Genomic DNA, 13232 nt, shown 5'->3' with positions numbered 1-13232 from the left:
GGTGACTGCTTTCGCTGTCTGCCGTGTCAGTGGATGCGCATTATAGGCAATACAAGATTTAGCGCAAGCCCTTTATTGAGGTGATTTGTCATTTTGGGTTTGTTTGCGGATAATTTAGCCTGACCAGCTAGTTTTTAAGCATTATACTGTCTGAAACCATAAATATATAAGGATTGTTATGTCTACCAATGTAAGAACTTACCAAGGGATCCACCCTAATTTAGCTGATAACGTCTATGTTGATGAGTCTGCAGTACTTGTTGGCGATATAAAATTGGACCATGACGCCAGCATTTGGCCATTAGTTGCTGCTCGTGGTGATGTGAATAAGATCCGTATTGGTAAACGCAGTAATGTCCAAGATGGCAGTATATTGCATGTAACGCGTAAATCGCCTTCTAATCCTAATGGTAATCCATTAATTATTGGTGATGATGTGACTATTGGTCATAAGGCGATGTTGCATGGCTGCAAGATTGGTCATCGCGTGCTAATAGGTATGGGCGCTATCTTACTTGATGGTGCAATAGTAGAAGATGACGTGATTGTCGGCGCGGGCTCACTCGTGCCACCCAATAAAATTTTGCAAAGTGGTTACTTATATGTAGGCAGCCCATGTAAACAAGTTCGACCGTTAACTGACGCGGAACGTGTATTTTTACCACAATCGGCTGATAATTATGTCCGTTTAAAAAATGAATATTTGGTAGACTTACAACAGTAGCGTTATTCATACAAACGATTTGGGCCAATAATATGTTGGTCTATTTCGTTTAAGCCTTGTTAAAACAAGTCATTCCACACATATCTTTATGATCTTCGTTGATACACTCACTATGATTTACAGAATAAATGGCCATCACAGTTTGTTTATTACTTATCACATCGGGACTCAAACACACTCTGACGACGATAATTAGCTTATATTGACTCGCAGATGGTAGTTTAGTTTGGCTTGAGGCACGTCGAGCATCGATGTTTAATGCTAAAGAGTATTACCGACTTATTATTAGGATGATTGAAGTGAAAACTAAAGGACGCATTAACAATAAGCACATTGCCTATGTAGACTTTAAGAGTCATCTATTATTGCTTGCTGTGCCTTTCTTGTTGTTCGTTATTATTTTCATATTCGCCATACCTAGTAATGCAAATACCTATTTATACCTAATGCTTATTTGTGGAGTTTACGCTTTGAGTTATGGCATCACTTATTATATCCACAAACAAAATATTTTACGGCTTTGGCAACATTTAGAGCAAGTTGTCCACATTAACGATACGACTTATGAATTAGTGAATTTATCCAGTCAATACGATTCTGAAAAAACCTTTTTAGACGCTCTATTGCAAAAAGCAGTAAGTGCTATCGATGATGCCGAAATGGGCAGTATCATTCTGGTTGATAAGAATACCACTAGATTACAATTTGAGTCGGTTGTGGGGTTGGATATAGATGCTCTTCGAAAAATAAACTTTACCTTAGAAGAAACCTTTCAGTTCCGACGGACGAATGGTCGTTGTGATAAGGCGGTTGTGATTAACAACATGAAGAACATCAATGCTAAAAGCACTCTCACAAATGAAGACCAACACGCACTATTACATGCTTCGATACAACCAATCTGCTCAACCTTATCTAGCCCAATCCATATTGAGGGTGAACTTTATGGAATGATGAACTTAGACAGTATCAAGATGGATGCCTTTGGTGATTACGATATTAACTTGGTTAATATTCTAACCTCTGAAGCCGCTAATGCGATTTCGTTATATCAAAAGTCGAAGAAAATCGAAATCATGGCAGATTATGATGGATTAACCGAGCTGTATAACCGTAAGAAGTTTGATGCCACGATTTTACAATGGCAACACAATCCAGAGTTAGCCAGTTATATTATCATCTTGGATATGGATAACTTAAAACCGTTAAATGATCAGTATGGACACCAAGCGGGTGACGATGCATTAAAAGCCATTGCACAATCACTAAAGGCGCTATGGCATCCTGAGTTTTTGGTTGCGCGTTATGGTGGTGATGAGTTTGTTGCTTTATGCCGCGGCCCTATCGATACCTTAGAGCAGCAAATCACCCAATTGCAGCAAGACCTCGCCGCTTGCGTACATGGCATTCATTTTAGCTACGGATTTGCACAATATGATCAAGATTGGGAGAGTGCCTTTAAGCAAGCTGATAACAATATGTATACCCAAAAACGACTCAAAAAATGGTCGGCACCCAAGTCTGCGAGAAACTAACTCGACCAATCCAGCTGATTAAACACATCATGAAATAACAGTAATGTCGCCACTATCGCTAAAGGCTTCTTGTGCTATGAGCGCTTCAGCTTTGTCTTCTAGGTCAAAACGACATTGTTCAAACAAACTGGCGGCATTATGTTGATCCACGAGTTGATTATCACAAAGCTCGCTAATAACAGAAAAGTGAGCAAAACAATTAATATTTATCCCCTGTTGCTGCGCAATAAATCTTACTTCATTTGTTTCGATGTAGAGCTGATCGGTAAAAATCACGCTTTGATTCATTAATCTGCTACCTTTTGCGCCAGTGACTCACGCAGTTTTCCCATGACAGATGCGGTATCAGGAGTCACACCGCGCCATAAACTAAAACTTTTTGCCGCCTGACCAACCAACATGCCTAGCCCATCAGCGGTTTTACGGGCATGTTGATCTTGCGCCCATTGGTTAAATGCTGTGGTTTGTTGGCTGTAGGTCATGTCGTAACAATCAGTGGTTTTATCTACGATAACATTAGGCAGAGTAATTAACTGCCCAGATAAACCTGCAGAGGTTGAGTTAATCACTAAATCAAACGGAGAGACTAATTCCTCAATGGGTTTAGCAAAAAAGTTACCATATTCACTGAATAAGGCTTGGAGTTGCTGTGCTTTTTCGTGAGTCCGATTACAGATAACCAATTGAGCCACATTATGCTGCAAAATAGGCAAAATACACCCCCTTGCCGCGCCACCAGCACCTACCAATAAGACTCGCTTACCTTTTAACGAACCAAATAGCATTTCTAGGTCATTCACCAAGCCAACGCCATCGGTATTGTCACCGCCTATTTTGCCATTGGGCAAATTAAACAGCGTGTTGACGGCACCTGCGAGTGTAGCCATCTCACTGAGCTCATCACACATGGCAAATGCTTGTTCTTTAAAAGGTGCGGTAACATTGGCGCCTTTACCGCCATCGGTAAAGAATGCCGTTAACGAAGAATCAAATTGATCGACAGAGACGAGAATAGCGTCATAGCTTAAGTCTTGCTGAGTTTGTTTGGCAAACTCAGCATGAATAAATGGCGACTTACTTTGCGCTATCGGGTTACCAAATACAGCATACTTATCGGTCATTTACTTCACCTCTTAGTTAACGGCATTATTTGCCTACGATGGACACATCTGACGTCTATCATCAAATGTTAGCGGCTATATACCTCAGGCATTGGCTTTTTTTGTAAATAACGATCACCTAGCTTACCTTGACGGCTGTCAGTATCTTGCTTTTCTACTGCTATCCACATCTTTTGTACTTTACTGCTGAACACCAAAGAGGCGCCTCTGCATAAGACTAAACCTGCCGGTTTTCCAACCGCAATCCGCCCAGTATCTAAATAGAATAGATCTGCCACATTTGCCGTCACAGCAGCCAGAATATCACCATAGTTCATGACATTGGCAACCCCATTCCCAAACTAAAACGGAGTGCGTAAATACCATGGCTACCACCTGGGAAAGCAACCGCTATTATTACTCTTGCTTTGGCTAGTTTACCTGCATTTACGAGTGAATTATGCAGCGATTCAACACTTGCTGACAAGTTACCCATACTCATCCGGCATTACGTGCTAAACACATGCCCTCCGTTATCGCTGAGTCTATGGTGATCAGAGGATCATTTTCATGCGCGCGGCGATTAACCACACAATAAAAAAGCCTGAACATCAACAAACGATGATTCAGGCTATTTCGACCTTAGCAGACAACATGGGTAACCGATGACTCGTTATTGCAGCATGGCAAGGTAGAATCCGATTGGAATTAAACTTCAGCTAACCAGTCTTGTGGTTTTAAGTAGATATCGTACAACTCAGCTTCTGGACTATCTTCTTCAGGGGTGAACGCGTATTCCCAACGTACCAGAGGCGGCATTGACATTAAAATCGATTCTGTACGACCGCCGGTTTGTAAACCAAATAAGGTGCCACGATCATAAACCAAGTTAAACTCGACATAGCGGCCACGACGATAAAGTTGGAACTGGCGCTCATCGTCACCGTATTCTAAGGTTTTATTGCGCTCGACAATTGGCGCATAAGCTTCAATAAAGCCGTTTCCTACCGCTTGCATAAACTCAAAACTACGCTCAAAACCGGGTTCGTTTAAATCGTCAAAAAATAGTCCGCCGACACCTCGAGTTTCATTACGATGCGGTATAAAGAAATACTCATCACACCATTTTTTGTATTTAGGATAAACGTCATCGCCAAATGGCTGGCAAATATCTTTAGCCGTTTGATGCCAGCTGACGACATCTTCTTTAAAGGGGTAATAAGGTGTTAAATCAAATCCGCCACCAAACCACCACACGGGGTCCGCACCTTCTTTACGGGCAATAAAAAAACGTACGTTGGCATGGGTCGTCGGGATATAAGGGTTATTGGGGTGGATCACTAAAGACACCCCCATCGCCTCAAAACTACGGCCAGCTAATTCAGGGCGATGCGCAGTAGCCGATGCAGGCATAGATGCACCCATCACATGTGAAAAGTTAACGCCAGCTTGCTCAAAGATTTTGCCTTGAGTTAATACTCGACTAGTGCCACCGCCGCCTTCTTCACGCTTCCATGAGTCAGCTTTAAAAGTGGCTTTGCCGTCGAGTAGCTCTAAACGCTGACAAATATTTTGCTGTAATGCTAGCAGGAATGATTTTACTTGTTGTGCGTCGGGCACTTGAGAAAGGTTGTTTGACATAGTATTAGCTTCCATTACGAAGGATCTGACCACTGCGGGCATCAATAATGGTTGATGGCTGACGTTGTTCGCCCAGCTTACCTAAAATCAATGCATCAATTTTATCAGTAAAATCAGTGATGATATGTTGTGCATCGACGACCGGTGACTTTCCGGCTAAATTGGCACTTGTCGATACAAGGGGTTTATTGAGGGTGTCGCACAACTCTCGCACAACGGGGTGAGCTGATACGCGCACTGCAATCGAATCAAATTCACCGCAGAGTAATTTGGATACATGGGACTGAATAGGCATAACAAAGGTAAAGGGGCCTGGCCACTTTGATTGCGCAAACTGCAACTGCGGTTCAGTTAGTTGAGTGATATCAAGGTAAGGCAAAAGTTGATCCAAAGAACTGGCTACTAAAATCAACCCCTTTTGCCAAGGACGCTGTTTAACAGCCAACAATTTTTCAATAGCACTGTCGTTGTCAGGATCACAGCCTAAACCAAACACCGCTTCAGTTGGATAAGCAATCACTCCGCCTTGACTTATGACGGCAGCGACAGCGGATGGCTGCAATTGCAACATGAAACTTCCTTACATCAAATTGATATTAATAACGAAAACTACAGAGCACGTTTATATTTACAGGATTTTTGCGGACACTCAACTCGGCTACCCGCCGCACCTTTACGTTCAACTAAAATCCCGAAGCCACAATCAGGGCAAGCTTCATTATACGGAGGGTAGTTTACGATAAACTTACATTTTGGGTAGGCGCTACAAGCAAAAAAAGTTTTACCATAACGACTGGTCCGAGACTCAAGATGACCTTTGGCGCACTGAGGGCAAACAATCTGTTCAGCTTGATTGGTGTGATCGTGTTTTTCAATATGAGTACATTCTGGGTAGTGAGTGCAACCAATAAAAATACCAAACCGACCAGACTTAACCGCTAACTCATGGCCACACTGCGGACATTCTGAACCGCTGATAACTTGAGTCTCTATCGACTCATGTTGCACTAGTGGACGAGTATAGTCGCATGTTGGGTAGTTATTACACCCCACAAAGCTGCCATGTTTACTGTGTTTAACCGACAGTTCAGAACCACAAACAGGACAAAGTTCAAACTCTTTCTCCAGTGCATGCTCGTGGACAGTAAACAACTGCGGATCAATTTTCGACATGGTGCTCTCAATGAATAATTTTCTGTAGACCTAAAAAAGGAGGCTAAGCCTCCTTTTTGTTATGAGTGTAAACGCCCTTCTGGCTGCTCGAAGATTAAATCTTCCATTTGCTCATAGGCTGACTCATTTCCTGGCACGTTAAATAGTACCATTAATACCACCCATTTGAGATCTTCTAACACTAATGTAGGTTCATCTAATTCCATGACACGGTCAATGACCATTTCACGGGTTTCGACACTGAGTACTTGTATCTGCTCTAAAAACAATAAAAAACCACGGCACTCAACATCTAATTTGGCCATTTCCGCTTTGGTATAAATACGGAATGAATGTTGTGCGTGATTACACAAGTAAGGTTTATCGCTTTCTTGTAGATCAGCAAGGTGCTCTAACCAAGAAAGTGCTTTTATAATATCAACTTGATGAAAACCCGCACGGGTTAACTCTTTAGTGAGCTCATCTTCATCAACTAATAGCTCAATTTCACTATGAACATAATTTTCAAATAAATACATGAGGATATCAAACATGGCTAACTCCTCTTTAGTCTGACGTAACCACCGGGCACTGCTGCAACCCACCCTTGTAACTCAAGTTCAAGCATTTGTATTAACACCAGATCTATTGGTTTCCCACTATCCTCAACTACTGCATCTACCGCAGTAGTTTCATATCCTACACTAGATAACAGCGGAGGAAATGGCAAATCACAAATGTCATTATCTCGTATATGGTGCCGTAGATGCAATTGTTCAAGGTGATAATCAGATAAACTGCCCAATTCTTCGATTATATCGACAGCCGACTCGACAAGTTTGGCGCCATTTTTAATTAAATCATGGCAACCTTGACTATAGCCCCCTAACACCGATCCTGGTACAGCAAACACTTCACGGTTTTGCTCCATTGCAAGTCGAGCACTAATTAACGAACCACTTTTACGACTTGCCTCAACCACGACAGTGCCTAAGCTTAGGCCACTGACAATACGGTTACGCCGAGGGAAGTTACCAGAAAAAGGCCCTATACTTGGCCAATATTCACTGATTACACAGCCTGTATTGATAATGTCATGATACAAGTTTTGATGACGCTTAGGGTAAATGCACTCAACCCCGCTGCCCAATACTGCTATGGTCGTTCCATTAGCAGCCAGAGTCGCTTTATGGGCTGCACCATCAATACCAGCAGCCATGCCGCTGGTAATTGAAAAGCCTTGGTGAGCTAAATGATAAGCGAGTTCTGCCGTTATATCTAAGCCGCCTCGAGAGGCATTACGGCTTCCCACCATTGCAATACTCGGTAACACAAGAGATTCTATCGACCCTTTAACAAATAATACCTGTGGTGGATCGCTAATTTGTGCAAGTAATGGCGGATAAAGTGGATCAGAGAGGGTCACAATATAGTGATTGGACTGCGAATCAAGCCAGGCTAGGGCTTGCTCGACCTTATTAAAGTCGATACTACATTTAGCCAATAGGCTTGCTGGTAAAGGCAAGGCCTGAGGTTCAAACTCTAGACGTTGACGAATTTCTTCAACGTCCATTTGAGTTAATAATTGTTGAATCCGAGCAGGTCCTAGCCCAGATACGGCACAAACAACTAACCAGTCGACCAGTTTATCTGAAATTATTCACCTTTAATGGTCAAGGGATCTGGTTTAGTCAATTTATCACCGACTCGAACGGGGTGCTCATTGAACATAATCAAACCTAAACTGGTTTTATCAAACACTTTAAAAACCATCAAATTACCATGAAAAATATCTGGCATTTTATACACGGTATCATCTGAAAAGTTCGCCAGCACTTTATCGTAAGATGAACGGTCTATAGGTCGAACTGGATTACCCTCATTATCAATAATAATGTTTTCGCCATCGCGGTACATTGAAAAAACATGTCCAGTCTCAACACCATCATTGGCACCACGATCAAGATAGACGACATCTAACTTACCAGCTTCACGAATGTTACCTGTTATACCAACAATAGAGGTAGAAACACCTAAGTCTGCCGCTTTTGGGATAAAATAAGCCGACATTAACGCTTCATCTTCTACCGGGGCAACATGAAAGCCACCTTTGGTTTCACGTAAGCTACTGAGCAATTCAACTTTTGACACAACGCCAGACTCAATAACCCGCCCACTCGAAGCTAAAATAATTTCCTGGCCTAATAATTCGCCGCTATTTGGAGCAAAAAACTCACGTCCAGTTTGATAAATTGCCACTTTAAGGCCTTGTTCAAGCTGCGCATTAACATAGACAACGTCATCGACCACATGATGAATTGATGGGCTCTCGCCGCTCATAACAATCGGCAATTCCAATAACCATGCAGGATCCACAACTCTATTTTGTACTAAATAGGGTCTAATTAAGGCAAGATCAACAGCAGGAATCGGGCCATCTTTGGATATGACTCGTCCTTCAGGACTCTTCTGAATGTGCTGCTTAACCACTAAACGAGGTTGACCATCAATAAATACTAATGTCAGTCTATCGCCAGGGTAAATTAGATGTGGATTAGCAATTTGCGGGTTAACACCCCACAATTTAGGCCAACGCCAAGGGTCATTCAAAAAATATCCAGAGATATCCCACAACGTATCGCCTTTTTTAACGACATACGTGTCAGGATGGCCCGCCTTTAGGGTTAATGTATCAGCGTTAGCCCCAAAAAAATTTAATGATAAAAAAACAAGTAAAAGTAAGCGTTTCATGGTGAGATCCATGTTGTTTAGCTCTTTATTAGAGCTTTTTGCTGTTATTGATAAGCGGTAAGGATTAAAATTACCCTAATCGCAATGGCCAGTATAGCTATCTGGCTGAAATTTGACAGACTTGTGAAGAGTTTATATATGCCACTACTTAATGTTTTACGATTTCCAGATGAACGTTTACGCACCATCGCGCTACCTGTGACGGATTTTGGTCCGCAATTACAGACTATAATTGATAACATGCTCGAGACGATGTACCTAGAGAAAGGTATCGGTCTCGCTGCTACTCAAGTGGATTTTCATCAACAATTGATTGTGATGGATTTACAAGATGAGATAGAACGCCCAACCGTTTTTATTAATCCTGAGATTATTGCCAGTAGTGGCGACTTGGCAAATGAAGAAGGCTGCCTATCGGTACCGGGGATTTATGCCAAAGTTGACCGTGCTGAATTTGTCACGCTCAAAGCCCTAGATCGTCACGGTAAAGAGTTCACTATTGAAGCAGATGAGTTATTTGCCGTTTGTATTCAGCATGAAATGGATCACCTTAAAGGTAAGTTGTTTGTCGATTACTTATCACCATTAAAACGCCAACGTATAAAAACTAAGCTTGAAAAAGAAGCTCGTTTAGATGCTAGAGAAGTATAGGAAAAAATTTGAAACCGTTAAAAATTATCTTTGCCGGTACTCCGGATTTCGCTGCCAGACATTTACAAGCGCTCATCGACTCTGAACATGATGTGATTGCGACTTATACTCAACCCGATAGACCCGCAGGGCGAGGTAAAAAACTTACAGCAAGCCCAGTAAAAGCACTGGCATTAGCGCATGCCATTCCGGTATTTCAACCAGCATCATTACGAAATGATGCGGCACAAGCGGAATTAGCACACCTCAATGCCGATATCATGGTTGTTGTTGCTTACGGGTTGATTTTACCAAAGATAGTCCTTGATACTCCGCGTTTAGGTTGTATTAATGTTCACGGTTCAATTTTACCGCGCTGGCGTGGAGCCGCGCCTATCCAACGAGCATTATGGGCAGGCGACACAGAAACCGGTGTCACCATTATGCTAATGGATATCGGCCTAGACACTGGTGATATGCTGTTTAACACCCGCTTACCCATCGAACCGAGCGACACCTCAGCCAGTCTATATGAAAAACTCGCAGCCCAAGGACCTGAAGCATTAATTGAGGCTTTAGCAGGATTAAGCGAAGGGACGTTAACGGCTCAAAAGCAAGATGAATCGCTCGCCAATTACGCGGCAAAACTCTCTAAAGAAGAAGCGCGTCTTGATTGGCATAAAACAGCCAAGCAATTATGGCAAGACATCCGCGCATTTAATCCCTGGCCCGTCAGCTATTTTGAGCATCATCAAAGTACCATTAAAGTTTGGCAAGCTGATTATTCCGCAGAAGTATGTCACGAAGCTCCGGGCACCATTATCGCGGCAACCAAACTCGGTATTGAAGTGGCTACCGCTGATGGCAAGTTAATTATTCAGACCATGCAACTGCCCAACAAAAAGCCACTTAATGTGGCCGATATTTTGAATGCTCGTGGTGATTGGTTTACCGCTGGTGTGTGTTTAAACCAAGAGGCTAACTAGCATGAATGTGCGCGCACTGGCAGCTAAAGCGATTTATGAAGTACTTGAAAAGGGTATGTCGTTATCGGTAGCGCTACCCGATCAGCAACAACACCTGCAAAATGGCAAAGACAAAGCCCTATTAGCAGAACTATGTTACGGCGTTATGCGCCAATTGCCACAACTCGACAAATGCGTCAGCGACTGCTTAGCCAAGCCGTTTAAGGGAAAGCAGCGCATATTACATCAATTGTTGATTGTCGGTTGTTACCAGCTTTACTTTACTCGCATTCCGGCACATGCCGCGATTTCTGAAACGGCAGAAGCCTGCCGACAGTTACGTTTTGATGGTTTGGTAAAAGTGGTCAATGGTGTATTGCGTACTATACAGCGCCAAGATGCCGCCTTAAACACCGACTCCGAAACCCTACGTTTTAATACTCCAGCTTGGTTTATTAAACGCTTACAACGAGCTTATCCAGACCATTGGCAAAACATTATTGAGCAAAGCCATCAGCGTCCACCCATGTGGCTGCGTAATAATCAGCAATCACAAACACGTGATGCTTATTTAGCGGCATTAGCCCAACACGATATTCCCGCCCAAGCAGGCCCAAGCCAAGATGCTATATTGCTCGAAGGCGCAAAAGATGTGACCGCTTTACCTGATTTTATGCAAGGAGCAGTCTCTGTTCAAGATGGCGCCGCGCAATGGGCTGCAACCTTACTGGCACCAATGGCGGATGAATTGATCCTAGATGCCTGTGCTGCACCAGGTGGCAAAAGTTGCCATTTACTAGAGCTTGCTCCCGATATTAATTTAGTCGCAGTCGACTTTGATCAAAAACGCCTAGCTCGAGTACAACAAAATCTGGACAGGTTGCATTTAAAAGCGCAGCTTATTCACGGCGATGCTGCTGATATCCCATCATGGTGGCAAGGACAGCAATTTGATCGCATATTACTCGATGCACCTTGCTCAGCCACAGGCGTTATTCGTCGTCACCCTGATATAAAATGGTTACGTAAAAATAGCGATATTGAAGAGTTAGCCAACTTACAGACACAAATATTGGATCATTGCTGGCAATGGCTTAAACCGGGTGGCTGCTTATTATATGCAACCTGTTCTATTTTACCCCAAGAAAACAGCCAGCAAGTTGAGCTATTTCTAACACGGACACCCGATGCGAGTTTAGTACCGATAGAGCAACAAACTCATCTCGATGATATCGGTTGGCAGATTTTGCCAGGACAAGACAATATGGACGGCTTTTATTACGCTCGCCTAGTTAAAGCACTTTAAGGATGTACCTCAAGCCATGAAAATTATTATTTTAGGGGCTGGACAAGTTGGCGGCACATTAGCTGAAAACTTGGTCGGTGAAAATAACGACATCACACTCGTCGACAGTGATCGCGCTCGACTAAGGTTGTTGCAAGACAAATTTGATTTGCGTGTTGTTGTCGGTCATGGCGCCCATCCGAGTGTACTAAAAGAAGCGGGAGCAGAAGACGCGGACATGCTCATTGCAGTAACAAACAGCGATGAATGTAACATGTCTGCCTGCCAAATCGCTTATAGCCTTTTTGGCACACCGACAAAAATTGCGCGTATTCGCTCAGAAGCCTATTTGGAACTTCAAGATAAACTATTTATCAGCAGTGAAATTAAAAGCGGAGATGCCAAACCTCGTGGCGGTTTTATTATTGACGAGTTAATTGCACCAGAACAGTTAGTGACCGCTTACATACAAAGATTGGTCGAATACCCTGGTGCACTTCAAGTTCTTGAATTTGCGAAGGGTAGACTCAGCCTTGTTGCGGTTAAAGCCTATTATGGTGGCCCACTAGTGGGTAACGCACTCGCCACATTACGTGAGCACATGCCCAATATTGATACCCGGGTGGCGGCTATTTTTAGACAAGGTCGTCCCATTATGCCGCGTGGCACCACCATTATTGAAGCCGATGACGAAGTGTTTTTCGTCGCCGATAGCCGCCATATTCGCGCGGTAATGAGTGAGATGCAAAAACTGGATAATTCGTACCGAAATATAATGATTGCCGGTGGCGGTAATATTGGTTTTGGCCTTGCCCAAAAACTACAACGTACTCACTCGGTTAAATTGATTGAGCACCGTCAAGAGCGCGCAGAGTTACTGTCTGAAAAATTGGAAAAAACCACCGTGTTTTGTGGTGATGCCTCAGACCAAGAATTATTGCTTGAAGAGCACATAGATCAAACCGATGTGTTTATCGCCGTCACTAACGACGATGAAGCCAATATTATGTCCGCTCTACTCGCCAAACGTATGGGTGCTAAAAAAGTCATGGTGCTGATCCAACGTGAAGCCTATGTTGATATAGTACAAGAAGCTAACATTGATATCGCCATCTCTCCGCAACAAGCTACTATTTCAGCGCTGCTGACGCATATTCGCCAAGGTGATATTTGTAATGTTTATTCATTGCGCCGTGGTGCAGCAGAAGCCATTGAAGCCATCGCCCATGGTGATTCGAGTACCTCAAAAGTGGTCGGGAAAAAAATTGGTGATATCAAGCTGCCGCCAGGAACCACCATTGGCGCCATTGTTCGTAATGATGAGGTGTTAATGGGCCACGATAGAACGGTAATCGAACAGGGTGACCATGTCATTTTATTCTTGGTCAATAAGAAGTTCATCGGTGACGTAGAAAAGTTATTTCAACCTAGCGCATTTTTCTTTTAAGT

15 protein-coding genes are annotated in these 13232 nt (G+C 43.0%); 6 read left to right on the top strand and 9 right to left on the bottom strand.

All coding sequences use genetic code 11. The annotated features are described in order from the left end of the window. The first annotated feature begins 178 nt into the window (after positions 1-178). Together AAEZ02_RS09165 and AAEZ02_RS09160 are read left to right on the top strand one after the other, a co-directional pair. The gene (locus AAEZ02_RS09165; protein ID WP_101033487.1) at positions 179-724 is read left to right on the top strand and encodes a gamma carbonic anhydrase family protein; all 546 of its coding nucleotides are present in this window, start codon (positions 179-181) and stop codon (positions 722-724) included. Between the two features lie 299 nt (positions 725-1023). Then, entirely contained in the window at positions 1024-2259 is a 1236-nt protein-coding gene (locus AAEZ02_RS09160) for a sensor domain-containing diguanylate cyclase (RefSeq protein ID WP_124012942.1), read from the top strand. Positions 2260-2286: 27 nt separating this feature from the next. Here AAEZ02_RS09160 and AAEZ02_RS09155 read toward each other — a convergent pair whose 3' ends face one another. The 9 genes from AAEZ02_RS09155 to AAEZ02_RS09115 all read right to left on the bottom strand — a co-directional run bounded on the left by AAEZ02_RS09155 (position 2287) and on the right by AAEZ02_RS09115 (position 8915). Next, on the bottom strand, positions 2287-2547 hold the full coding sequence (locus AAEZ02_RS09155; RefSeq protein ID WP_124012941.1) for a DUF1488 family protein: 261 nt from the start codon (positions 2545-2547) through the stop codon (positions 2287-2289). Next, on the bottom strand, positions 2547-3380 hold the full coding sequence (gene aroE / locus AAEZ02_RS09150) for a shikimate dehydrogenase (RefSeq protein ID WP_124012940.1): 834 nt from the start codon (positions 3378-3380) through the stop codon (positions 2547-2549). Before aroE ends, AAEZ02_RS09155 begins: the two co-directional genes overlap by 1 nt. 68 nt (positions 3381-3448) lie before the next feature. After that, positions 3449-3697 (bottom strand): hypothetical protein, encoded by a 249-nt coding sequence (locus AAEZ02_RS09145; protein ID WP_124012939.1) that lies wholly within the window; start codon positions 3695-3697, stop codon positions 3449-3451. A 370-nt stretch (positions 3698-4067) separates the two neighbouring features. After that, complete coding sequence (hemF, locus tag AAEZ02_RS09140) at positions 4068-5000, bottom strand: oxygen-dependent coproporphyrinogen oxidase (RefSeq protein ID WP_124012938.1); 933 nt, start codon at positions 4998-5000, stop codon at positions 4068-4070. Positions 5001-5004: 4 nt separating this feature from the next. Then, the gene (tsaC, locus tag AAEZ02_RS09135) at positions 5005-5571 is read right to left on the bottom strand and encodes an L-threonylcarbamoyladenylate synthase type 1 TsaC (RefSeq protein ID WP_124012937.1); all 567 of its coding nucleotides are present in this window, start codon (positions 5569-5571) and stop codon (positions 5005-5007) included. A gap of 38 nt (positions 5572-5609) precedes the next feature. Beyond that, positions 5610-6173, bottom strand: coding sequence for a DNA topoisomerase family protein (locus AAEZ02_RS09130; RefSeq protein ID WP_124012936.1), 564 nt, complete (start codon positions 6171-6173; stop codon positions 5610-5612). Between the two features lie 59 nt (positions 6174-6232). After that, on the bottom strand, positions 6233-6706 hold the full coding sequence (locus tag AAEZ02_RS09125) for a DUF494 family protein (protein WP_101033474.1): 474 nt from the start codon (positions 6704-6706) through the stop codon (positions 6233-6235). Between the two features lie 2 nt (positions 6707-6708). After that, entirely contained in the window at positions 6709-7725 is a 1017-nt protein-coding gene (dprA, locus tag AAEZ02_RS09120) for a DNA-processing protein DprA (RefSeq protein WP_124012935.1), read from the bottom strand. 83 nt (positions 7726-7808) lie between these two features. Beyond that, positions 7809-8915 (bottom strand): LysM peptidoglycan-binding domain-containing protein, encoded by a 1107-nt coding sequence (locus tag AAEZ02_RS09115; RefSeq protein WP_124012934.1) that lies wholly within the window; start codon positions 8913-8915, stop codon positions 7809-7811. Positions 8916-9041: 126 nt separating this feature from the next. Here AAEZ02_RS09115 and def point away from each other — a divergent pair, with 126 nt between their 5' ends. The 4 genes from def to trkA are packed head-to-tail and all read left to right on the top strand — an operon-like array spanning position 9042 to position 13230. After that, on the top strand, positions 9042-9554 hold the full coding sequence (gene def, locus AAEZ02_RS09110; protein ID WP_233768597.1) for a peptide deformylase: 513 nt from the start codon (positions 9042-9044) through the stop codon (positions 9552-9554). Between the two features lie 8 nt (positions 9555-9562). Continuing rightward, a complete protein-coding gene (fmt, locus tag AAEZ02_RS09105; protein ID WP_351077407.1) occupies positions 9563-10519 on the top strand; it encodes a methionyl-tRNA formyltransferase in 957 nt (318 codons plus the stop codon). A 1-nt stretch (position 10520) separates the two neighbouring features. Continuing rightward, positions 10521-11804 carry a 16S rRNA (cytosine(967)-C(5))-methyltransferase RsmB gene (gene rsmB, locus AAEZ02_RS09100; protein WP_351122803.1) on the top strand — a complete coding sequence of 428 codons (1284 nt, stop codon included), beginning with the start codon at positions 10521-10523 and terminating at the stop codon, positions 11802-11804. A 16-nt stretch (positions 11805-11820) separates the two neighbouring features. Beyond that, positions 11821-13230, top strand: a complete 1410-nt coding sequence (gene trkA / locus AAEZ02_RS09095; protein WP_101033468.1) for a Trk system potassium transporter TrkA — start codon at positions 11821-11823, stop codon at positions 13228-13230. Positions 13231-13232: the final 2 nt, after the last annotated feature.

The organism is Shewanella sp. T24-MNA-CIBAN-0130 (genome assembly GCF_040310185.1).
GTDB classification, from domain to species: Bacteria; Pseudomonadota; Gammaproteobacteria; order Enterobacterales; family Shewanellaceae; genus Shewanella; species Shewanella psychromarinicola.
The sequence above is the reverse complement of the archived record's forward strand: the minus strand, read 5'-3'. Positions and strand labels throughout refer to the sequence as shown.

What these genes read in the sequence shown, in the direction of transcription:
- rsmB (WP_351122803.1), top strand. Translation starts at nt 10,521, where the DNA reads ATGAATGTGCGCGCACTGGCAGCTAAAGCGATTTATGAAGTACTTGAA.
- AAEZ02_RS09155 (WP_124012941.1), bottom strand. Translation starts at nt 2,547, where the DNA reads ATGAATCAAAGCGTGATTTTTACCGATCAGCTCTACATCGAAACAAAT.
- AAEZ02_RS09125 (WP_101033474.1), bottom strand. Translation starts at nt 6,706, where the DNA reads ATGTTTGATATCCTCATGTATTTATTTGAAAATTATGTTCATAGTGAA.
- AAEZ02_RS09145 (WP_124012939.1), bottom strand. Translation starts at nt 3,697, where the DNA reads ATGAACTATGGTGATATTCTGGCTGCTGTGACGGCAAATGTGGCAGAT.
- AAEZ02_RS09115 (WP_124012934.1), bottom strand. Translation starts at nt 8,915, where the DNA reads ATGGATCTCACCATGAAACGCTTACTTTTACTTGTTTTTTTATCATTA.
- dprA (WP_124012935.1), bottom strand. Translation starts at nt 7,725, where the DNA reads ATGGACGTTGAAGAAATTCGTCAACGTCTAGAGTTTGAACCTCAGGCC.
- trkA (WP_101033468.1), top strand. Translation starts at nt 11,821, where the DNA reads ATGAAAATTATTATTTTAGGGGCTGGACAAGTTGGCGGCACATTAGCT.
- hemF (WP_124012938.1), bottom strand. Translation starts at nt 5,000, where the DNA reads ATGTCAAACAACCTTTCTCAAGTGCCCGACGCACAACAAGTAAAATCA.
- aroE (WP_124012940.1), bottom strand. Translation starts at nt 3,380, where the DNA reads ATGACCGATAAGTATGCTGTATTTGGTAACCCGATAGCGCAAAGTAAG.
- AAEZ02_RS09165 (WP_101033487.1), top strand. Translation starts at nt 179, where the DNA reads ATGTCTACCAATGTAAGAACTTACCAAGGGATCCACCCTAATTTAGCT.
- AAEZ02_RS09130 (WP_124012936.1), bottom strand. Translation starts at nt 6,173, where the DNA reads ATGTCGAAAATTGATCCGCAGTTGTTTACTGTCCACGAGCATGCACTG.
- def (WP_233768597.1), top strand. Translation starts at nt 9,042, where the DNA reads ATGCCACTACTTAATGTTTTACGATTTCCAGATGAACGTTTACGCACC.
- tsaC (WP_124012937.1), bottom strand. Translation starts at nt 5,571, where the DNA reads ATGTTGCAATTGCAGCCATCCGCTGTCGCTGCCGTCATAAGTCAAGGC.